Source organism: Termitidicoccus mucosus (assembly GCF_038725785.1).
In the GTDB taxonomy this organism is placed as follows: Bacteria; Verrucomicrobiota; Verrucomicrobiia; order Opitutales; family Opitutaceae; genus Termitidicoccus; species Termitidicoccus mucosus.
The window spans coordinates 5467484-5487051 of sequence record NZ_CP109796.1; the positions used below are offsets into that span (position 1 = coordinate 5467484).

At 57.7% G+C, this 19568-nt stretch carries 22 protein-coding genes; 3 read left to right on the forward strand and 19 right to left on the reverse strand.

Features of this window, described 5'->3' with window-relative positions; all coding sequences use genetic code 11:
- Nucleotides 1-399, reverse strand: coding sequence for a fluoride efflux transporter CrcB (gene crcB, locus OH491_RS19010; protein ID WP_068769256.1), 399 nt, complete (start codon nucleotides 397-399; stop codon nucleotides 1-3).
- Nucleotides 400-1116: 717 nt separating this feature from the next.
- Here crcB and OH491_RS19015 point away from each other — a divergent pair.
- Entirely contained in the window at nucleotides 1117-1371 is a 255-nt protein-coding gene (locus OH491_RS19015) for a hypothetical protein (protein ID WP_145928745.1), read from the forward strand.
- A gap of 211 nt (nucleotides 1372-1582) precedes the next feature.
- Here OH491_RS19015 and OH491_RS19020 read toward each other — a convergent pair whose 3' ends face one another.
- Nucleotides 1583-2197: a hypothetical protein gene (locus OH491_RS19020; protein ID WP_068770065.1), complete on the reverse strand. Its 615-nt coding sequence runs from the start codon at nucleotides 2195-2197 to the stop codon at nucleotides 1583-1585.
- A gap of 271 nt (nucleotides 2198-2468) precedes the next feature.
- On the opposite strand from OH491_RS19020, the gene OH491_RS19025 reads away from it, so the two are divergent.
- Nucleotides 2469-3241 (forward strand): IS5 family transposase gene (locus OH491_RS19025; protein ID WP_145928461.1). Its coding sequence is split into 2 segments (ribosomal slippage): nucleotides 2469-2784 and nucleotides 2784-3241, totalling 774 coding nucleotides; the frame shifts between segments, so codons are not numbered across the junction.
- On the opposite strand, the gene OH491_RS19030 is transcribed toward OH491_RS19025, so the two are convergent.
- The 11 genes from OH491_RS19030 to OH491_RS19080 all read right to left on the reverse strand — a co-directional run bounded on the left by OH491_RS19030 (nucleotide 3212) and on the right by OH491_RS19080 (nucleotide 12707).
- Nucleotides 3212-4411, reverse strand: a complete 1200-nt coding sequence (locus OH491_RS19030) for a recombinase family protein (RefSeq protein WP_068770063.1) — start codon at nucleotides 4409-4411, stop codon at nucleotides 3212-3214. The two genes, OH491_RS19025 and OH491_RS19030, sit on opposite strands and share 30 nt — an antisense overlap.
- 598 nt (nucleotides 4412-5009) lie before the next feature.
- Nucleotides 5010-5858 carry a hypothetical protein gene (locus OH491_RS19035; protein WP_068770062.1) on the reverse strand — a complete coding sequence of 283 codons (849 nt, stop codon included), beginning with the start codon at nucleotides 5856-5858 and terminating at the stop codon, nucleotides 5010-5012.
- Nucleotides 5855-7027 carry a type IV toxin-antitoxin system AbiEi family antitoxin gene (locus OH491_RS19040; protein ID WP_084442113.1) on the reverse strand — a complete coding sequence of 391 codons (1173 nt, stop codon included), beginning with the start codon at nucleotides 7025-7027 and terminating at the stop codon, nucleotides 5855-5857. Before OH491_RS19040 ends, OH491_RS19035 begins: the two co-directional genes overlap by 4 nt.
- The gene (locus tag OH491_RS19045) at nucleotides 7024-7785 is read right to left on the reverse strand and encodes a hypothetical protein (RefSeq protein WP_068770060.1); all 762 of its coding nucleotides are present in this window, start codon (nucleotides 7783-7785) and stop codon (nucleotides 7024-7026) included. The genes OH491_RS19040 and OH491_RS19045 overlap by 4 nt, the downstream gene beginning before the upstream one ends.
- Before the next feature lie 79 nt (nucleotides 7786-7864).
- Complete coding sequence (locus OH491_RS19050) at nucleotides 7865-8251, reverse strand: hypothetical protein (protein WP_068770059.1); 387 nt, start codon at nucleotides 8249-8251, stop codon at nucleotides 7865-7867.
- 44 nt (nucleotides 8252-8295) lie between these two features.
- On the reverse strand, nucleotides 8296-8604 hold the full coding sequence (locus OH491_RS19055) for a hypothetical protein (protein WP_068770058.1): 309 nt from the start codon (nucleotides 8602-8604) through the stop codon (nucleotides 8296-8298).
- Entirely contained in the window at nucleotides 8601-9116 is a 516-nt protein-coding gene (locus OH491_RS19060) for a hypothetical protein (protein ID WP_068770057.1), read from the reverse strand. The genes OH491_RS19055 and OH491_RS19060 overlap by 4 nt, the downstream gene beginning before the upstream one ends.
- 37 nt (nucleotides 9117-9153) lie before the next feature.
- Nucleotides 9154-10257, reverse strand: a complete 1104-nt coding sequence (locus OH491_RS19065) for a TrbI/VirB10 family protein (protein WP_068770056.1) — start codon at nucleotides 10255-10257, stop codon at nucleotides 9154-9156.
- Entirely contained in the window at nucleotides 10254-11105 is an 852-nt protein-coding gene (locus tag OH491_RS19070; RefSeq protein WP_068770055.1) for a hypothetical protein, read from the reverse strand. Before OH491_RS19070 ends, OH491_RS19065 begins: the two co-directional genes overlap by 4 nt.
- Before the next feature lie 5 nt (nucleotides 11106-11110).
- Nucleotides 11111-11788 carry a hypothetical protein gene (locus tag OH491_RS19075; RefSeq protein ID WP_084442112.1) on the reverse strand — a complete coding sequence of 226 codons (678 nt, stop codon included), beginning with the start codon at nucleotides 11786-11788 and terminating at the stop codon, nucleotides 11111-11113.
- 4 nt (nucleotides 11789-11792) lie between these two features.
- Nucleotides 11793-12707 (reverse strand): type IV secretion system protein, encoded by a 915-nt coding sequence (locus OH491_RS19080; RefSeq protein ID WP_068770053.1) that lies wholly within the window; start codon nucleotides 12705-12707, stop codon nucleotides 11793-11795.
- A 139-nt stretch (nucleotides 12708-12846) separates the two neighbouring features.
- Between OH491_RS19080 and OH491_RS19085 the strand changes: the two genes are divergently transcribed.
- The gene (locus tag OH491_RS19085) at nucleotides 12847-13359 is read left to right on the forward strand and encodes a hypothetical protein (RefSeq protein ID WP_145928744.1); all 513 of its coding nucleotides are present in this window, start codon (nucleotides 12847-12849) and stop codon (nucleotides 13357-13359) included.
- A gap of 107 nt (nucleotides 13360-13466) precedes the next feature.
- On the opposite strand, the gene OH491_RS19090 is transcribed toward OH491_RS19085, so the two are convergent.
- From OH491_RS19090 to OH491_RS19115, 6 genes are all read right to left on the reverse strand, one after another.
- A complete protein-coding gene (locus tag OH491_RS19090; RefSeq protein ID WP_068770052.1) occupies nucleotides 13467-14267 on the reverse strand; it encodes a hypothetical protein in 801 nt (266 codons plus the stop codon).
- 20 nt (nucleotides 14268-14287) lie between these two features.
- Nucleotides 14288-14704 (reverse strand): hypothetical protein, encoded by a 417-nt coding sequence (locus OH491_RS19095; RefSeq protein ID WP_068770051.1) that lies wholly within the window; start codon nucleotides 14702-14704, stop codon nucleotides 14288-14290.
- A complete protein-coding gene (locus tag OH491_RS19100) occupies nucleotides 14701-17313 on the reverse strand; it encodes a VirB4 family type IV secretion system protein (protein ID WP_068770050.1) in 2613 nt (870 codons plus the stop codon). The genes OH491_RS19095 and OH491_RS19100 overlap by 4 nt, the downstream gene beginning before the upstream one ends.
- Entirely contained in the window at nucleotides 17303-17650 is a 348-nt protein-coding gene (locus OH491_RS19105; RefSeq protein WP_068770049.1) for a hypothetical protein, read from the reverse strand. The genes OH491_RS19100 and OH491_RS19105 overlap by 11 nt, the downstream gene beginning before the upstream one ends.
- Before the next feature lies 1 nt (nucleotide 17651).
- Complete coding sequence (locus OH491_RS19110; protein WP_084442111.1) at nucleotides 17652-17993, reverse strand: hypothetical protein; 342 nt, start codon at nucleotides 17991-17993, stop codon at nucleotides 17652-17654.
- A 76-nt stretch (nucleotides 17994-18069) separates the two neighbouring features.
- Nucleotides 18070-18717, reverse strand: coding sequence for a helix-turn-helix domain-containing protein (locus OH491_RS19115; protein WP_084442110.1), 648 nt, complete (start codon nucleotides 18715-18717; stop codon nucleotides 18070-18072).
- Nucleotides 18718-19568 lie beyond the last annotated feature (851 nt).

Here is a 19568-nt window from a genome sequence, read left to right on the forward strand (position 1 = left end):
TCAAGAACCCTTCATAGTGTCAAGCCAGGCGGCGCAGAGATGCCCGAGCCACACGGCGAGGAAACAAAGTGTGAACGTACCCAGCGCGTTGGCGCCGGTTCGGAACCATTCGCCATCGCGGGCGAGGGCTAGGGTCTGGAGGCTGAACGACGAATAGGTCGTGTAGCCGCCGATAATTCCCGTCATGAGAAACTGCCGGACGGTGCCGCTCACAAGGAGGCGCCCCTCGGGAGCGGTGAACTGCGCGATAAACCCGATCAGGAACGAGCCCGAGATGTTGATCACAAACGTGCCCCAAGGGAACGTCTCGCCAAAACGATGTGCAATCAGGCCGGAAAGCGCGAACCGCGCTACTCCACCGAGACCACTGCCGAAAAATATCCAGAAGTATAGAGACATGATGATTCCTAGGGCGTCAGTTCGCCGTAGGAGTCATCAGCGCCAACTTTCGTCGGGCAGTTTTCCCGCAGGAGGCGGGTTGGCAGAATCCATTACCAAAGGAATTAGCATGGGGAATATACGCCTCGCGGCAATTCCAAATAATAGGACAAGACAGCGCGTTCGTAGTTAGGCGAAGACAGGCGTATTCCGGTAGGTCAGAAAATACCCCGATGTTGCAATTATATGTTCAGTCCCAGAGAGAGCGAGCACCCGGGCGATTTCAAAACCGATATCGCCCGAGGATGCTGTTATCAGCGCCAGTTTGTCCTTAAGTCCTAAGCCCATATGACTTTGGTAAATGATTGGTGAATATATTAATGCATATGTATGTAAATGTTGGACGGTGCTTTTTGATCTCCATTGCGCGCCATAGTCCCACCAAGGGCAATGTTACCAACAAGACGTGAGACACTCGCCAGATGAATTTGCCGCCCAGCCCGGCGGCATTTCATGAGGGCGGAAGGCTGACGGGTGGCGCTTGGCGCGGGTGCAGCCTGTTGGGTCAACGACCTTAGTCAGGTGTATCTGGATTACGAATACGGCAGGACCTCCGTCTTGAAAAGCCCCTGGTGTTTCCACTAGAAAAACGCGGAACGGCCTCCTTGCGGGCACGTTTTTAAAACGAATAATAAAAACCCCGCCCAAGAGGCGGGGTTTTTATTCACGGAAGCACGGATGGAGTTTCGAGACCTCGCCGGACAACCTCCGCCTCCAGGTCAAGCCGGACAGTCTCCGCTCCGCGTAATACCGCGCCCTGGTGCGCTTCGGCCGCCAGATGGCAGCCGCTGGCATTCCTATGGCAAGTTCGGCGCGGCTGCGGTCGATTCGACTGGCGGCATGCTGCATGCCCACGACAAGCACCTCTCCCCGACCTACGACGGGAAGCGGGTGGAGTTCGGCGTGGGTGCGAGCTACCGCATAACGACTTAAGCCAAATGTATCTGGACTACGAATACGCCACAGCCCGGTATTACAAGCGCCCCTGAAGTATCAACCTCGGCTACCGCAAACGTTGGTAAACGAAGGCCATGCAATCCCATATGGTATTTGCTGAAATCCCGGAGTGGCATGGTAGGTTACATTTTTGTTGATTTGGGATGGGACGTGACTTGGCCGAGTTGCGGTGAATTTGATGAGGATGTCAGAGCGAGAGCTTGGCGAAGCCTTGCCGTTGCTCCTCGGGTGGCAGGGCGGCGAGCGCCACCATCTTGTTCAGGCTGTAACGCCGCAGATCGGAGCGTTGCTTCAACTGAAGGAGGATTGCTTGGATTTCCGGCAACAGCCGCAGCATCTGGAGCGTTCGGCTGACCGTGGGCTCGGAGACTTTTTTCCGCCGCGCGAGCGCTGCATGGCTCATGTCGGGCTTGTTTTCGAGTTTGCGCTGCCAAGCTATCGCCAGATGCAAGAGATGCCGTATCGCTGGTTCTTTTCGCGTTACGGACGTCGCCGAAGCCGCTGCCAATACCTCGTTGAAAGGCGTCAGGATTCGGGTGGGGCGTTGCGAACTCCCCAAGTTCACGCGACTGTCAATGGTCATCACCCGGTGGGTGATCGGAGCGAGACGTGCCTCGCGCACGCGGACGACGACGCGCTCCTCCATCCCCGCGACCAGTTGCGCCGCGTGAAGACGCAGCCGGATTTCGATCTGCCGGTCCTCGTCGGGCCGGACGACAGAGGACTTGGCTCGCACTTCCACACGTTCAACGCACAGACCTACCAAGTCTCTTTGCTCCTGCGGAGCCAGTTGCGGCAACAATTCGTGAAACCGGGTAAGTGCTTCCGCAAGACGGCGGGCGTCCCACCGAGTTCGTGGACTGTAAGCTCCTGCCGCAGACGCTCGCCCTCGACCATCAACTGGTCCTTATCGGCCTTGAGTGCCGTGGCTTTGGCGCGCAGTTCGTCCGTGATCGCTTCGGTCCCACCGGCGGCAATGGCTTCAATGCAGTTGGTGAGCCGACGTGTGATTTGCTTTAGGGCGTGTTAACATTAATTGCACTTGACGGTGATTTATGCGTATGAGGAGAGGAATGGAACTGACGAAGGAACACCTGGAGAGAATCAAGGACAGCCTGCCGGTGGAGCGGGGCAATGTGAGCATTGATGTGCTGAGCTTTCTAAACGGGGTGCTGTATGTGGCGGAGAACGGGTGCAAATGGAGGAGATTGCCGGAGAGGTTTGGGAACTGGCACACGATCTACACGCGGATGAATCGCTGGAGCAAAAGCGGAGTATGGGACCGGGTGTTCGAGCGGCTGCAGAAGGAAGGGCTGGTGCATCTGGAGCTGAAGGTGGTGTCGCTGGACAGTACCAGCGTGAAGGTCCACCCCGATGGGACCGGGGCGGAGAAAAAAACGGGCCTCAGGCGATCGGCAAATCACGAGGAGGCCGGAACACCAAGATTCATCTGGCTGCCGCGAATGATGTCCATGCCCTCGGCTTCCGCCTCTCGCCCGGGCAGAACGGCGACGGACCCGAGGGACGCGAGCTGATTGGCGAGTTGGGATGCCCGAGGCATGGATGCGCCCTGGCCATGGACATGGCCTACGAAGGCAACGAAACCCGCGGCTTGGCCTGCCTGCTCGGCTTCAAGCCTGTCGTCCCGCCCAACCCGTTGCGTCGAAAACCCTGGAAACTCAACCAGGCACTTTACCGCCAGCGCAACCACGTCGAGCGCCTCTTCCGCCGCATCAAGGGCTTCCGTCGCGTCTTCACCCGCTACGACAAGCTCGATGTCCTCTTCCGCTCTTTCGTCTCCTTCGCTCTCTCTTGGCTACTCCTCAATAGTGCTAACAGGTCCTAGCTCGTCCTCGACTTCGCCGATGCGCCTCCGCAATTCCGTGCGGGTGTTTTGTGTGCACCGCTTCGTGCCGTTGATCGTGCATTGCACGATTTCCTCACGATGGCCCATGGCCGTCATCAAGCCAAAGACAGCATTCTCGAGCACGCCCGCCGGCAGGTGGCGAATAGGGCACATGTCCGATTTGTCCCGGTGCACGGCGCCGCAGGTGTAGTAGCGGTAAGGTCGCCCCGCCGTATCGAGTTTCCCGCCAAAATCGGGAATCATGGCGTGCTGACAGCAACCGCAGAACACGATCCCTTTGAGCAAGTGAACGTGCTTATCGCGGGCCTGCCACCGGGGGATGTCCGGTTTGAGCGACTTCGCGACAGCTGCATTTGCCCGGTCCCACAGGTCACGAGAGACCAGCGCCTCGTATTTGCCGGCAAACTCCTCACCGCGGAAACGGAGGCGGCCGAGATAGATCGGATTACGGATGATTTTATGCAGGTGATCGGTGCGGAAACGCCGCGCGCCGACTTCCACGCGGGAGCCGTCGCGACGCTGGAACACGCGCGCCTTTGTCCGGTGGCCTTCGGCGTTCAGCGTGTTGGCAATCTCCGTGAGTGATACGAGCTGCGCTGCCGAGTCGAAGATCTTGCGCACGATCGCGGCCTCGGCCGTGTTTGCCTGTAGGGTCTGCGTGTCGCGGTTGTAATCGTAGCCAAACGGAATCTGCCCGCTGTTCCAAATGCCGCGTTCCGCTTGCAGCCGCATCTTCACGCGGACCTTTTCCGCCGTGTCGAGCCGGTGGTATTCGGCTAGGTTCGCCCGCATGTTGTTGTTGAATCTTCCCATCGCAGTCTTCTCGGAGAGATCCTCCACCGGACTTTCGAGGCGGCAGTTGTGCCGCTTCAGGAACGCGCGAAAAGACGCCCACTCGTCCGTGCTTCGCCGCATATGCTCGAATTTGTAGATCAGCACCACTTCGGCGCGCCCGGCTTCGATGTGCCGCATGAGCGCCTGCATGCCGGGCCGTTTCATTGAGCCGCCGGAATACGCCGGGTCCGGGAAAACGCCGCTCAGATAGTAGCCCTTGTGTGCGTTCCGCGCAATGTGTTGCCGCGCCAGTTCCTCCTGACTTTCGCAAGAGTCGAAGCGTCCGCCCACCTGATCAATCGTGGAAACGCGCATGGAGATCGCGACCGGAACCGGGCGGCCTCCAAGGCGGAAAACTTCGGGTGGGGATCGTCTGCATAAAACCTCCAGGATCTTTTGGAAGGCGATCCACTTGGCCTCGGCCCTGATGATGTTCGTTTGAGTATCGAAACACTCGCAGAACAGACGGGAAATTTCAGGCCGACGTATCTTTCACGATCCCGGCGAAAAACGCGCTTTTGCCCAAATTCGGGCAGCTCTTATAACCAAAATCGGACTTTTGAGTCAGATCGTGAAAGATAGGCGTTTTTTGTTTCCTCACTGTTATCAACGAGTTAGCGTCCATCTTTCACGATCTCGGTTTTGGTCCGATTTTCGATTAAGATGGCGTCCCCACGGGGATTCGAACGCTGTCCTGACTTTTTGCTATGTTGCCGAAAGATCGGGACTTAGTTGATTGTTAATGGTTTAAAACGTGAAAATGAGAGCACGATGATGCTGAAAAGTGAAGCAAAAAACATCATTTTGGGCAACATTTGGGCAACATTTTGATTTGCCGATCAAGTATCCAAGTTTTGGATGTAAATTTGCGATGATCATCATATGCCTACTCTTACGATGTACGCAACATCGCTCACGACTCAATCGCCTGCAGGAGCATTCGGCCGGCGAATTGCGTGTCTTGCTGCACCTGCAGGCGGCGAAGCCTGATATCGTCGGTGTCCGAGGTCCGCGGCGCGCCGAACACAAAATGGGCGGCCTTTATCGGAGCGGGTCCAGACTCATCGCCGAACAATTCTTCCAGCGCGGTGCGGGCGTCCGCGAATGCGGGATTTTTCGCTTTTGATTCGCGTGCAAATGACTCCACTGCGGCCTGCGTGCCCCCATCATAGTGCAGCAGGGTGTAGAGCAGATCGAAGACGTCCTTGCCTTGCTGCCGGTGCAGGAAAGCGCGGAGCTTCAAAACAAGAAACGCCCCGGCATCGCAGACGCGGGCCGTCATTTTTTGACGGGCGCCGAAAAGATCGGCGCCCTCGATGGGAATCTGGCGAGCCGTGGCGAGCGCGCGAACCACGCCGGGCATCACGCTTGCCGACACATCATCCACCATGCGGGTGCCGCGAGGGCTGTCCCCGTCCTCGACCAAAAAATCAACATAGAGTGTGAATCCGCCGCATGCCTTTTCAAAACGCCCGCGTTGCTTTTCGCTCGGACGAAAACCTTGTGCGCGCAAGTCCGAGGAGAGCGTGCCGTATTGGCCGGCAGTTGCGCCCAGCGCCACGCCGAAGTCCACGTCAAGCGTCGCCGGATGCGGCAACGCTGCGTCACCTGTCGGATGCTTGCAGATATAGTGGGGAACGAGTCCGCCCAGGAGCACGAGATCGTCGTGATAACTGCCCAAGGCAGACCACACCGTAAGAAAGGCCGGATGGGTTTGTGCGACTGCGCGGGGGTCGTATTCGCCATAGGTTTCGTATTTCATGGAAGGCAAAAGCCGGGCCAGTCACGGAGCGCTTGCGCTTGCTCGGGACCGCGCAATCCGGTTTCCAGCAGATCGAGATAAATCTGCGCATCCGCGGCGAGCGGCAAATCCTGAACACCGCGTGTCTCGCGGAACACGCCTTCGTCGGACGGGACATGAAACCAGACGCGACCGGCATCGCCGACCGCCTGAAATCCGAGCTGGTCCAGGATAGCCTGTGGCGGCAGATGAGAAATATAAAGCGACACGACGGGCGGCTCGGTGTAAGGCTGGCGGAGCCATGCGGCGATCCATTGCGTGAAGGCGTATTGGATTTTTGTTTTTGCGAGCGCGCTGGAGATTGTTTTCGCCAGACGGAGAGGGTCGGCATTCAACGTCGTGAAACGATGTGTTGTCGTGCGCCGGGCGAAATCATCCGCCTGTGCCCATGCATCCAGCAACGCCGGCGGCGAAACGATATGAAAACGGCGGGCATCCGTCTTCTTGAGGTAGCCTTGTTGCGTCAGGTGCGTGACGATGCGCGAGACCAGCCCCGACGTGGCGCCGGCGCGCAGCACCAAATCGGCCTGCCGCCATGTGCGCTTCGGGTCGGAAAGCAGGCTGCGGACAATGCGGGCGCTCTTGCCGCCAAAGATGTTTCGGGGTTCCTGCTCGAACCGGATGTCGCGGCCGGGCAGACTCGGCAAAGACAGCAGGAAATTCCGGGCACGGAGATAAACCTGGCCGTTCAGATCGGCGACACTGACATGCCGTTGCTGGCACGTATCCAAGAACACGGGCGACAGCCTTGGCACGACAAGGAGCGGATGTGTTGACGAGTCGAGTTCGGCCGTCGGTATGTCATCAATGGTCGGGGACAGCAAAAATTGCAGCGTGAAGCGATGTGTCTGACCGTCCAGTTCGAACCTAGCCGTCGTTGGCTGCGCACCTGAGTTCAATTTAAGGTTTTTCAATCTGGCATCCTGGGCGACAAGGCTCGCAAACTCACCAGGGAGCTGGGAGCGATACCGGACAATGCATTTCTTACCAATTTCCATATTCTTATTGTCAAGTAAGAATACATTTTTTAGTAAGAAATCAACCTCCAATCCAAGGCATTCCGATTCTGCATTCTCAGTTCGCAGACTGACTCCAGGCATGCCAGCCATTCGGCAAACCTGTTTTGTCATGCCCGTTTCGGCCTGCCGGGACGCGTGTCGCGTGCAATCTTGTGCCGGCGGCAAAAGCGGCGGATATCGGCGGGATCGACGGCAAGTTTCAGACCGGCGAGGAATCGCTCAAACTCACCGGTCCGGTATGCCGGTCTCGGGTGATGGAGCATGTAGCCGAGAAGATTGAGCTTCCACCATGCGGAGTGGCCAAACTGCGCGCCTTTGACCGCCCCGATTGCCTGCCCGTCGAAAAACTCCGCGGCCAGCGCGAGGTGATGGAAAAGTCGTGACCGGCCGCCGGCCACGGCTTCGCCAAGGAACTGCATCGTGGCGGCGGCAGTCGCCGGGCTGATGACTTGGCCGCCAGCGCCGCCGGCGAGTTCGCGCCGCCATGCAAGCATCATCAAAAATGACGCGCAATCAATCCTGCCCGCCTGATACCGGCGGATAAGCGCAAAAATCTGTGAGCGCGACAGCCCGCCAAAATTCGCGGGTGCGATTTTATACCGCTTCAAATCTGCCGCCTCGTCTTCCGTGGCAGCAGTCGCGCCCGCCAGCCATTTGAGCAGGCGGCGTCCGGCACATGCGTTGGGCAGAGGTGTCATTTTGCCGTCAAGATAGGCGTCGAGCCTTTGGCGCGCCATCGTGTCGAGCGAGACGGCGCGATACCACTGCCGCAGGCCGGGGACGCGGCGCAGCAGCGACAGAAATTGCCCCACCCCGGCCCTGTCATCGGCATCGGAAAGCGTGGCGAGGATTTTTTCGATGAATGTCATTGTTTTCGATGTTCGGAAACAAACACGGATAACCCGGCGGCTTCGCCGGATTATCCGTGCCGGGAATGCTGCGATGCGGTCAGTAGGGATTGCCCGCGGCAGCGGTTTGCCCCTGGCGCATGCCGGCCGTCGCGATTGCACTGCGCGCGATGCGCGTAAACGCGCCCTCGCGTTGCGCCTCGGGGATGCGTTTCATGCGCCGTTCGACTTCCTGCTTGATGTCGGGATTCGCCTCGACGTACTGGCGGACTTCCTCGCGGAAGCCCTGGCGTTGTTCGTTGGTGCGCATGATGTCATATATGCGCTTGCGAACAAGTTCATCGTGTGAATATGCGGAGATTTTGGCATGCAACTCCGGATTTTCCTGGATGAACTTGTCGATCTTCGCGTCGATCTCGGGATTGTGGCGGATGCCAGCCTCCGCTTCCTGCTGCCGTTTTTTCGCAATTGCGTCTTTGAGTGCCATGATTGGTGGGTATTGATGTTTTGGTTGGTCCGTGGAACTGCCGGTTAAAGAGCCAGCAGGCTCTGGTTGTAGTCCTCGCCGGGAAGCGGCAGCAGGTCGCTGCCGCTGATGTCGAGCACCGCGCTTTCGAAAACGCGGGCGACGTCCCAGGGGGTGGCGGTTGCGAGCCACAGGCGCATGAGGTCTTCACACGTCGGGGATTTGCCGAGTGTTTTTTCGAGATGAGTTTTTGCCTGCTCGAAAATCGAGCGGTGCCGGTCCATGACCGGAAGCGGCTCGACGGATTTGTCGCCGCCGTGGCTGGCAACGACACGCTCTTGCGTGCCGGGTTGTGGTGGTGCGGATGTTTTCATTTGTCTTTCGTTGCGGTGTTTTGCGGCTCGCGCAGGCGCACGAGCTCGCGGTTAAGCCGAGCGACCTCGGCAATAAGGGTTTCGTTTTGCTCGGTGAGCGCCGCCATGAGGCGGGTCTGCGCGTTCATGCGCTGCTCGATGTCGGCGTTTGTGGGCGCCGGTTTTTCGGCGGGATCGGAAACGGCGAGAACCGGGCCGAGCGGCACGACCGTCGGTGCGTGCGGCGAGAGATTCCAATCGGCGGACGCTTCCTTGCGGTAAACGAGATGCGCCTCGTGAAGCACGTTTGGATCCTTGGGATCAACATACCGGTTTACCGGATATGCCTTGAGCACTTCGCCGAGGCGGATTTTTTCAAGATTGGCTTGGTCGAGTTCGGTGCCGGAAACCGGCACGGCGACAGTGGCCGGTGCCGGTGGAGGCGGTTGCGGCGGACGAGATGCGCAGCCGTCCAGAAGGGCGGCGGCGATGGCGAGCGCCGGAGCGAGTTTGAGGAGATGTTTTTTGTTCATGGCGGGAAAAGGCTGCCTGGACCAATTATCGGAAGTGTCAGCGGGGAATACCGGCGGACGATGACGGCGTGTCCTCGGTTTTCTGCCAGAGCTTCGCGCCGCCGTTGCCACCGCGCGCGGCCCCGGCCTTGTCGAGGGTTTGCGTGACATAGAGATAAAACTGTTTTCCTGCCGGGACGCGGATATAAAAACCCTCCTCGGCGATCATTTTGGAGATCTGCGCCGCGTAGGCGTTGAGGACGTCGGCGGTGCCGGCGAGCGCGGCATTTTTCGCGGTCGCCCTGGGTATTTGCGTGGTGACACCGAGCGCCGTGGATTGGTCCTGCATTTCCATAAAACCGCCCGCCATGCCGGCGAGAAAAGTCGAGGCGAAGAGTTTTATGTCCTGCCAGTCGTCGGTCTTGATGATTTGGCCGACGAGCCCGGCGGAACCGTCACGAAGGCCGTATTCGTCCAAAACCTCGTCACGTTCGCGGTCGAGGGCGATGCCGTTGAGCGTGAGTTCGAGGCCGTTGTCAGTCGTGCGGTCGCGCCAGACAATCACCCACTGGCCGGAGGCTGCGATGCGTTCGCGGGCGCGATCCTGCGAGGCGCGTCCGTGGACTTCAGCGCCGGCGGGAATGATGAGACGTCCGTCGTGCCAGACATCCTCGGTGACAAGCCCGATGATCGGCGTGTCGGTTTTCGACGATTCGAGTGTGATGATGGTTTCGCAGGGGATCAGGCGTCCATAGGGCGCGTAATTCGGTGACAGGGGAACGGAGGATGGGATGCCGCTATTTGCAGCGAGAAGACTGATGGGGAGAACAGGTGGGCCTTTGCGATTGCCCGCGTCAGGATGATTTTCCTGACGGGCTGCGCGCGGACGGGAAACGGCTTCCGATATGTTTTTATCGCCCGATTGCAGGTTGGCGCGGGCGGACGAATTCACAGGCGTGAGCGGAGCGGGGACTTTGAGCGGCTGGCCGTCACGGGTGATGGTGTGGCGCTCCATTGGAGGAACCGGCGGCGCGGCGGCAGCAATTGGGCGCTCACCACGGTTTTCACCGTGAATGAGCAGCGCGCCGATGACGACAAACACGATCACGGAAACGACGCTGCCAAGCGGCGTTTTTATGAATCTGATGATGCGTTTGATCATCTGGGCGCAAGCAGCCGCGCGTCACGGGTCACGCGCGGCACAATGATGTTAAAATTGTTTTTCACGCTGAGATTGGCGCGTCCGCCATCCGGGGTGCCGGTGATGGCAAAGTAGGCGACCGTTTCAGCGTGTGGTGGAATCAGCCCGGAAGCGTCGGCGATGGACGCGGGATAAAGGCGGTTGCCGATGCGCACGGCGAGACCTTGGGGCTGGTAAACAACCTCGGCGTCGCCGGTGTTTTCTAATAAGATTTTGAAGACAAGCGTGTCCTCGGGATCGAAGCGAAAGACTTCTTCCACCGTCGCGGTGAAGTCGCGGTATTGGGTCTTGTCATTCGGGGCACGGTGCTCGACCTGCCAGACGGTCTCGGGATATTGCTCTCGCACGAGGCGATAGGATTTGGCGCGGTCGAGGAGCGCGAGAAGAGCTTCGGGTGTGGCGCGCTTGGCAAGGGCCGCGCTGCGCCCGGTGATACGGTCTTCGTAGAACGTGACCGAACCGTAGGGATGCGGCGCGACGGCGAGGCGGATGATATAGGTTTTGTTTTGCAGGATGACATTGAGCACGGCCTTCGCATCGGGAAAAAGCGCGCGCACGCTCAGGTAATACCGGCCCGGCAGGTGCGACATCAGCACAGGTGCGGGAGCGTCGGGGTTGTTGGTGATGTTCGCGCCCTCCAGCGCGGACGGCGCAGAGGGAAACATCAGGGTCGTGGGCGCGTCGGTGGAGATGGGGATTTCATAGACGATGCGCTCGTCCAGTGGCAGTTGCTTGACGACGGGGGAGTGAGGCTTGGCGTCGCCGGCAAACCCCGGAGTAACCAGCAATGCGAGGAGCGTGACGCACATGGAGTTCAGTTTTGAGTGTATTCGTAGTTCCATACGGCGAGCGGGTAGCGTTTGTTGGCGATCATGTCGGGATTGCGCACAAGCGTGAGGGTAAGGGTGAAGCGCGGGGATTCCGTGAAAGCCTGCCGCTCGAATACGCCCGTGCGCACGAGCTGGCCCTCTACTTTGACGATGACCTGGTCCTCGCGCGTGCGGAGAATATCCATCTTAAAAACCTCGGGTTTTTGATGGATTTGCTTCACCTCGAACTCTTCGCGATTGGCCAGAAGATCGCCCTGTGCGCGCGCGCAGGCCTCGGTGAGGTAGAGGCGTTGCAGCAGGTCGGGAAAATCAAGCGCCCTGGGATTGCGTTGGAGCAGCGCGAGCGTCGCCCAGATGGTCAGCGTTTCGTGCAGCGTTTTGGACTCCTCGAATCCGAGCAGCGGCGAGATCGAAAACGTCCCCGCGCCGTCGAGAATCACCACGCGCTCGCGCGTGCGATACGCATTGATGATAAAAAACGGCTGGATAACGGCGAGAATGAGCGCGCCGATGGCGACAAGCGCCCAGACGCGCGCGGCGAACGCATAATCCGCAAACAAGCGCGCCGGATTCCACGGGCGCGGTGGTTTTGCAGGAGGTGGCAACGGTTTGTCCGTATCGACAGGTGTGTTGCGCAACGGAGCGGGTTCGTCGGTTGTCATGGAGTCAGAGGCCGGGTGTGAATCGTGCAGGGGGAGGAGCGGACGCGCCCGCCGATGGCGCGGGCACGGTGAACATGCGGGCGGCGGCGCCAGCGCGCGTGGTGATTTCCGAGGCCGCGCGGCCAATCGCGACCGGCGATGCGGTCTGCCCGGTGAACGCGTGGCCGTGCGCGAAAAGCATCTGGCAGACTACCGGCGTGGAAACCGTGCCGATGAGCAGGGTCAGCCCGGCCAGGACGCAGCCGGCATTATTGAGGAATGGCGCATACGCGATCATTTCGGGAGACGCGGGATTGGCCCCGACCACAGCGCGAAAATCCTGCCATATCGTGACGGCCAGCAGATTGGTGATGGCGAAGCCGACGGGCCACGAAAGGATGGCAAGGACCTGCTGGAAAAAACGCACAGCCATTCCGCTCAACACGGGGATCATAAAACACCCGAGCGCAAACGGCGTGAGCAGGTAGAGGATCCAGCGGAGTATGTATTGCAGTAATATCATCGGCGCGGTGAGCAGCGTGCTGATCTGGATAAACATCCAGGAAAGCGCGTCGGTGAACGCGTGGTAGATGGACTCGTTGAGCTTTCGCCACGACCATTCGCGGCCCTCGGAGTCCGGCCTGGCTGCCTCGCGAATCCGGTCGGCCGCGCGCGATGGATTTTCGGAATATTCGGGGTTTATGTAGTCGGCAGTGGCGAGGAGAGTGTTTTCCACCAATGGAAACCACCATCCCATCGAGGCGACGAGGGCGGTGATGGTGAGCGCGCGCGCCACCGGACGGATAAAATCGGCGTGGTGGTATTGCGCCCGGCTCATCTGCACGATGAGCCCGACCACCATCATTGCAAAAACAACAAAGCGGAACGCGACGATGAGCGTCTGAAATTTGTTTTCGAGCAGAGGCAGCGCGAGGTTCATGGCGGGCTGAGGAGAAATCGTGCCGCCATCTTACCCCCTTTTTAGCCGCCAGGCTTGGAGGTTCCTGCTACGAGTGGGAAAAACGCGGGAAAATCACTTTATTAAGATTCGTTTTTGGAATAGAACCCAATTGAACATCATGAAAACAAATAACCCACACCAAAAACCTAGAAGTCATTCCATCGTATCGTCATTTGCTCCGTTTGCATGGCCAGTGGTGACGATAATTCTATTCTTCAGCTTTCGAATGCCATTGATTGCGCTCTTGTCAACCGCGACTAGAACCATTGACAAATCATCAAAAATAACAATTCATGGTTTTTCTGTAGAATCTGAGCGAAAGCTCAATGAGTTGGCTTCAACAGAGGTAAAGTCAGCAATCCTGAATGTAAGCACTTTTGCGCTTAGAGAACTAATGGACATGTCACCTCAATCACGAATGAAACCTAACCCAGATTATTTTAATCGGAAACGAGCGGTATGGGATGAACTGACTGCTGCAAAGCTTGCATATTATCGCGATTTGGAACCATCCGCTAATATTGGAGAGTATACATTTGAGGTTGGTCGAACGCATTTAGGAGAAGCAACCAATAGTTATTTACGGGAAATTGTGCTCGAGCAAGCGTTAGGAACATTAAAATCAAAATAGAAAAAGTAGGTCTCTATTGATTGACAAGGCGTGTCCTGTTTCGGAACGCGCCTTCGTTTCTGCGCATCAGTTCCAGTCGTTGAACCCTTGCCTGTTTGTCACGCAGACTAGCGTCCCGATTTGCGCGGGTTGAATGACTGCATGAAAGTCGTCACGTGTTTGTTCGCCAGATAGTCGTCCTTCGCCTGGAGTTCGGCGGCGGCGAGTTGCTCGACTTCACGGCGGTTTTCGTTCGCCAGTTTTTGCAGGATGACCTCGTCCACCTGGCGGCGGCGCGTCGATTCGAGCTGTGCGAGCTGGCCGTTGAGCACGGTGAGCTTGGCGGTGAGTTTCTGCACCTGCGCATCGGTGCCGGCGGAGCGCAGGTCGAGAAGCGTGAGCGCGATTTCCTCCTGCAATTCGAGCTCCCGTGCGCGGGTTTCATCAGAAACGACCCGGGCGTTTTCTTGTCGAGCGTCGAGCAGCGAATAGCGCCGATAAAGCTGCGGATCATGCCACACGTCCCCGCCGTCGAGGTCGGCTTCGTCAACGGGGCGGTAAGTGTGACGGTCGTCGCGCGTGAGAACATCGAGGCTGTTCACTGCCTGCGTAATGGCGTTGCGTGCCTCACCGTATTCATGGTTCAGGTCTGACTCGCGAAGCACGTCGAGCAGCAACGAACGGGCGGCTTTCGATGGATCGCCCGCCCAGGAGCGAATGTCATTCTGGATGCCTGCCTGTTCCTTCATCTGCTGGATTTGCGTCTTTAGCTGCGCAATGCTGTCGACCCATTTGGCGATGGTTGCGATGTGCATGATTTGATTGTTGGCAAGATTGCCTCCGTCGAAGACGGGAATGCCGGACGCCAAAAGCACACTGCTTATGCAGATGAGCACGGTGGAAACCGTAAGGATGCGTGAGGTTTTCATGTTGGAGAATAACGGTTGGATTATTCGGTGCGAATGGTTGCCGCGGCCGGTCGAAGCACGACGCCGTCAGTGGTGACAGTTTCGGGCAATTGGATGGTGACGTGACGCGGTTCGCGTGTGGTTGTGCCGTCGCCTTGCTGGAGTCGTTGGATAATCCAGTATTGCTGTTTTGCCGATTGGTTCATCGCGCGGTCGTAGCCGCGTTGCTCCGCTTCGTTTATCGCCTTATCAACTTCGTTTTGGACGATTTTTGAAGCGACATAGCCGGCCCCCGCTCCGATGGCCGCGCCGCCGGCCTTTTTGCCACCGGCTTCATAACCGATGTAGCCGCCGGCACCGGTGAGCACGACATCGGTGGCCGATTGTCGCATGGTTCCGCAGCCGGAGAAAAGCAGGCAGGTGCTGAGTGCGAGGGGAATGATGTGGCGAGTTTTCATGGCTCTTGCCTCGGAGTTTTATTCGGTTGGATGTTGCGCACCGTGCCGCAAAGCGGCGGATCGGTGGCGGGTGTGAAAAAGCAGATGGAGGAAAATTTTTGCCCGGCAGGCTGTTGTTCGGGCATGGGATAATTCTGAATCGCAGCACAAACCGACTCGGGCAAATTGATGTCTTGCGCGATGTCCCCGATATCCGAGCGGTCGAACTGGCGCATGAGAAAGAATTGCTTTGAATTGCCGATGATCACGGGCCGGATGCGCGAGGATTTGAAACGGCTGTATTGTTGCACGATGCTCGCGGTCCAGCAGGAGAATTTTCTCAACTGCGCGTAGGACTCGGCCACGACTTTTTCGCCACCCGGCACGTCGAGGAAACGCGCGAGTTCCTCGTAGAGGATGCGTTTTCGCAAATGACGTGGCAGCGAAATGATGTGCTGGCGCGAAAACCCGCTGATAAGCAGGCCGGCGGCGGTTTTGAGTTCGATGGATTGCTCGGGGATGTAACCAAGCTCGAAATGCGCGATGCCGCCCGTGAGCGATATGTTCGTCCGGCCGTCAAAGAGGCGGCCATACTGGCCGTGCGCGCACCACGAGGAGAGCAGCGTGGCGAGGTGATCGACCGTTTCCTTTTTGTGCTCGGGAAAACGCGAAAACTGCATCAGCTCCACGAGGCTGGCGTGCTGTGGATAATCGGATGGCTCGTAATAGGCGTGCGCCATCGACATGACCGCGCGCTCGGTTTGCGAGTCCTGCAAAAATGCGGTGATGTCCGCTTCGGGAATCGTCGCGATGAATTGCCGCGCTTCGTCATCGTTGGCAGCGAGGTGGTCGCGGAGCTCGGCGTAGGCTTCGAGGTCGGTTGCGCCGTGCGGCATTTTGGCGCGTTTCCACCGATGTGCGGCGCAGGCCATGCGTTGAATGTCCGGCAGCAAGTCGCGATGCCGCTTCGACCAGTCCTCGAACGCGTCCTGGTAGAGTTGATTGACGTACTGGCCGAGCATCGCCTGGCGGATTTGCTGCGTTTCCTCGTCGGCCGCCCCGCCGATCATGCGCGAAACAAGCGCGACGGCTGTGGCGATTTGCAGTTGGTTGAGCGGGAGTTTTCGGGTGTCGAGATAGTTGATGGTAAGGTCGCCGTCAGGATGGAGAATGATGGGGCGTTCGCCCATCGCCTCGGTGAACTTCCCGTAGGACAAACCTTCCTCGATGATGACGGTGTAGTGATAATACGCCGCGGTCTGTTCGAGCAGGTCGCACATGTGCACGGACTTCCCTGCGCCGGTTGCGCCAAGGAGCACGGCGTGCTGCGGTGTCGGCGGACTGCCGATGAAGGTACGGAGGCCGACGAGGTTGCCTTGCTGCGCCCCGTCGTAAATCGCCTCGGCTCCATCGAGCAGGCCGGTGAACGTCGCGGAGAACGGCAGCAGGTCGGCGAGGTATGTGTCCTCGGCGTAGAGATTGCGATGGCGATAGGGGCTGTTCGTCCAGCCGGGCCATGACGCAAAAAACAGCTTTTTCGCGGTCGATGGCAGGGCGCACTCGCAATACTGCGCGCCGTTGAGGTTGTTGATGGCGTTGCGGACCGCGGAGCATTTGGTGGACAAGCCCTGCTCGGTGTCGTCCCAGACCCGGACGATATACGTCACCGAAAACGGGCGGATGAACCCGGACGAAAGCGATTCAACCTTGCGTTCCTTCTTGTTGATCGCGACGACAAGCGAATGACGTTCCGTGTCGCGGTATTCCCCGCGAAGGCGTTCGATGGCGCGTTCCTCCTTTTCGACTTCGCCTTTGGTTGGGAGTGGTTCGAGGTTGACCGTGATTTGGTAGTCGAGAAACGGCAGCGCCGTCAGGCGCAGGATGATCCCGGGATAGGTGCGGCTCGGCCAGCGCTTGAAGGTGAAGAGGGCGTGACGGCGCCCATCGAGATAAAAGCCGGTGCCGATGTTCACTCCATCCGAGCACCAGCAGTTTTCCTGAATGGTTTGCTGCGGATTGAAGCGCCCGGCAAAGTCGATGTCGAAGGCGTCGGCGAGGGAGGGGTTCAGAAATTTGGAATAATAGGTGCAATGCGCGAGGTCGTCCATTGGCGCGACGGTCGTGTCGCCTCCGAAGAGCGTGCGGAGGGCGTTGGTGATTTCGTCGAAACGGGTGCGTAATTGAGCCAGGAGTCTGGCGTAACCGGAATCGAGGCCCGCCCGTCCGGACGCGAGGGGCGCGCTGCCGGCGAGCGGCGTCGATATGAACATCACCAGTTGCTCGCGGCGCAGCTCCCGGCGATGCATTTTTTCCCAGTAGCGTTCGAATCGCTCCGTGCGGACGTGGCGGATGTGCGGGTGCGCGACTTTTTCGGTTTCGCGGTGGTATTGGGTCAACTCCTGCCGGTAGTCGCAGTTGCATGTCCATTGAAACTGCGCCCGCAGGCCATCGCCGAGCAGGGAGAGCAGCGCGCGTATCTTGTCCTGATAGGCGTTGAGTTGCGGGGTGGTGCCGCCGCGCAGGTCGGGCGGGTGCAGGACGTAGCCTTTGCTGGCGACACCCTTCTCCAAGGTGCCGTAAAGAATCAATCCCTCGGCAAAATAGCCGTTTGGCGCGGAACTATTGAGCATGACGTTTCTTCCCTCCGCGAACGGCGTCTTGTGCATCCGATGCGCAGGCGAACCCTTCGCGATTTAACACGTGGTCGAAAAAGTCCTCGGCGTATCCGTCCGGTCTGTTCCGGCGGAAAAGCATCACCCACGCCGTTGGCAGGACGAGTATGGGCAGCGCGCACGCACTCGCAGTCGGGAGGCCGGCATGAAACATGGCGTAGAGCAGCAAAAATATGCCGATGGCTCCGACAATCCCGCCGACGATATAGAGGAAGTCGTTGCCTTCGAAACCCAGCGCCCTGCCCTTGCTGTCGTTGGCGCTGTTCGTGTCCGTGATGCGCAACTCGTCGCTCATGTCAGAACTGGGGCGTCAATGCGCCGTCACTCATGCCGAAGATATAAAACATCGCGGCCATGATCGCCGCGGCTCCGGCGATGATGATTCCCGAGACGATGCCCATCTTCCCGTCTGCATCGCCTTTCTTCAACCGGTCCGCCCCTCCCCAGATGTTGATGACACCCCAGATGAACCCGATCATAAACAATAGACCGAGGCCGTATTGAAAGCCGGTTTTCACCTGCGAGGGAACTTGCGCCATGATCGGCGGAGAAATCGAGGCTGCCGATACCTGAGTGTCAGCGAGCACGATGCAACCAAACACAACTGTGCTTCGAAATGTGGAGCCGATTTTTTTCATAGTGGAGGTGTTGACCCTCCGGTGCCTGCACCATGCAGGACTATTCCGGGAAAATCATGGCATGCATCATGCCGGATTATTCCGCGTCCGTATTGGAGGAATCTGCCATGGATGGTAAAATACCGTGGTAATTTTCTAGTTCGCCTCGGCAGTAGTGTTTTATACAGCGGCTAAGATGGCTTTCATCATAAAAGCCTGCCTCCGCCGCGATTTGCGCATTTGTCATCGTGCCGCGATTTTTCAGCCGACGGACATACTCGAGTCGGAGCGCTATCACATAGCGATGCGGAGAAAAACCGGTGGACGTTTTGAATAGATGGGCGAAATGGTCCTTTTTGAATCCGGCCGCCATTGCGATGTCTTTTACGGTTAGGCGATCGCGAAAATGTTCTTCTATGTATATATCCACCCTACGTAATTGCAGAGGTGTCAGTCCTTCGTAGGTTGTCGCCTTCTTCTCGCGTTCAATGGCGAGAATGTGCGACGCAAGCGATTGGGCATAACCTCCGAGTTCCCGCGGGTGGGGGAGTTGTTTTTGATAACAAAGTGCTCGCAGAACTTGAATGATATTCCAAATAAAAATATCGTGCTTGAGTATTTTCCACCAAGGAACAATACGCACCCCTGCCCAAAGATTGCCCAGGGTCAACCGTTGAGCTTCCTCTATGGACACGCCCAAGCTGATAAGCACACCATTATCCCCCATGCGGAACGCATGGGGCATTCCTCTCTCAATGTATATTATATGCTGTCCATTCAACGATACGTTTCTCCTCTTCCCGGCATCCGTGCGGAAGGACACCTCGCATTCTGATTTGGGTTCAGGGATTATCATTAGCTGATGTTGATTGTGACAGTGCTCAGGCCAAATCCGATTCCGTTCCATAGTGTAGTAGAGGCCGATATCCCCGCCACTAAAGTATGTCGGAGCAGAGATGGTCTTTACCTGTGAATTCCTGCAAGAGCATTGAAAGATATTTGTATTCACAATCTGGCCAGATTACCGTGAAGAACTGGAATGCACTTGGACAAAACTGGTTTTACAGGAAAAAGCTGTTTGGAAATAAATAATGTCCAGAGTTGGTTCCACGGATAAGGCATCGCTTCACCCAACAGACTCATGGTGATTATCACATAAGATATTCAGTGAATCCCGCATGACAGTCGCAGCCTTTGTCGCACGCGCCTGCAAATCATCGTCGAAAAACCAGGAGAGCCACCCTATGAAGGGCATGTTTATGGATCCTTGTAGGTGCCGGACGGAACTTTGATTCGGACACACTTCGAGAGGTTGGTTACACCATCTAACTCGTAAAACTATTGGTATCTGGATGCAGGCAGATACCTATATGATATGAGCACAGGCCGGAATTCGGCATGAGCTTCCCTCAAAAAAAGATATAGCAAGCGTGCAGACTGATAGCTGCTACAGTCGGCATGTTTTGCGTTAATAAACGCTTACAGGATGAGATAGATTTGCTTATCATGGTGACAGCATCGCAAAAATATGGGGGCATTTTCTTCAAAGGCAAGATCCTGTCAGTTATTATTTTGCTATAAAATTAGACCATAATT

What these genes read in the sequence shown, in the direction of transcription:
- crcB (WP_068769256.1), bottom strand. Translation starts at nt 399, where the DNA reads ATGTCTCTATACTTCTGGATATTTTTCGGCAGTGGTCTCGGTGGAGTA.
- OH491_RS19015 (WP_145928745.1), top strand. Translation starts at nt 1,117, where the DNA reads ATGGAGTTTCGAGACCTCGCCGGACAACCTCCGCCTCCAGGTCAAGCC.
- OH491_RS19030 (WP_068770063.1), bottom strand. Translation starts at nt 4,411, where the DNA reads ATGCGCGTTTCCACGATTGATCAGGTGGGCGGACGCTTCGACTCTTGC.
- OH491_RS19035 (WP_068770062.1), bottom strand. Translation starts at nt 5,858, where the DNA reads ATGAAATACGAAACCTATGGCGAATACGACCCCCGCGCAGTCGCACAA.
- OH491_RS19040 (WP_084442113.1), bottom strand. Translation starts at nt 7,027, where the DNA reads ATGACAAAACAGGTTTGCCGAATGGCTGGCATGCCTGGAGTCAGTCTG.
- OH491_RS19045 (WP_068770060.1), bottom strand. Translation starts at nt 7,785, where the DNA reads ATGACATTCATCGAAAAAATCCTCGCCACGCTTTCCGATGCCGATGAC.
- OH491_RS19050 (WP_068770059.1), bottom strand. Translation starts at nt 8,251, where the DNA reads ATGGCACTCAAAGACGCAATTGCGAAAAAACGGCAGCAGGAAGCGGAG.
- OH491_RS19055 (WP_068770058.1), bottom strand. Translation starts at nt 8,604, where the DNA reads ATGAAAACATCCGCACCACCACAACCCGGCACGCAAGAGCGTGTCGTT.
- OH491_RS19060 (WP_068770057.1), bottom strand. Translation starts at nt 9,116, where the DNA reads ATGAACAAAAAACATCTCCTCAAACTCGCTCCGGCGCTCGCCATCGCC.
- OH491_RS19065 (WP_068770056.1), bottom strand. Translation starts at nt 10,257, where the DNA reads ATGATCAAACGCATCATCAGATTCATAAAAACGCCGCTTGGCAGCGTC.
- OH491_RS19070 (WP_068770055.1), bottom strand. Translation starts at nt 11,105, where the DNA reads ATGTGCGTCACGCTCCTCGCATTGCTGGTTACTCCGGGGTTTGCCGGC.
- OH491_RS19075 (WP_084442112.1), bottom strand. Translation starts at nt 11,788, where the DNA reads ATGACAACCGACGAACCCGCTCCGTTGCGCAACACACCTGTCGATACG.
- OH491_RS19080 (WP_068770053.1), bottom strand. Translation starts at nt 12,707, where the DNA reads ATGAACCTCGCGCTGCCTCTGCTCGAAAACAAATTTCAGACGCTCATC.
- OH491_RS19085 (WP_145928744.1), top strand. Translation starts at nt 12,847, where the DNA reads ATGAAAACAAATAACCCACACCAAAAACCTAGAAGTCATTCCATCGTA.
- OH491_RS19090 (WP_068770052.1), bottom strand. Translation starts at nt 14,267, where the DNA reads ATGAAAACCTCACGCATCCTTACGGTTTCCACCGTGCTCATCTGCATA.
- OH491_RS19095 (WP_068770051.1), bottom strand. Translation starts at nt 14,704, where the DNA reads ATGAAAACTCGCCACATCATTCCCCTCGCACTCAGCACCTGCCTGCTT.
- OH491_RS19100 (WP_068770050.1), bottom strand. Translation starts at nt 17,313, where the DNA reads ATGCTCAATAGTTCCGCGCCAAACGGCTATTTTGCCGAGGGATTGATT.
- OH491_RS19105 (WP_068770049.1), bottom strand. Translation starts at nt 17,650, where the DNA reads ATGAGCGACGAGTTGCGCATCACGGACACGAACAGCGCCAACGACAGC.
- OH491_RS19110 (WP_084442111.1), bottom strand. Translation starts at nt 17,993, where the DNA reads ATGAAAAAAATCGGCTCCACATTTCGAAGCACAGTTGTGTTTGGTTGC.
- OH491_RS19115 (WP_084442110.1), bottom strand. Translation starts at nt 18,717, where the DNA reads ATGCCCCATGCGTTCCGCATGGGGGATAATGGTGTGCTTATCAGCTTG.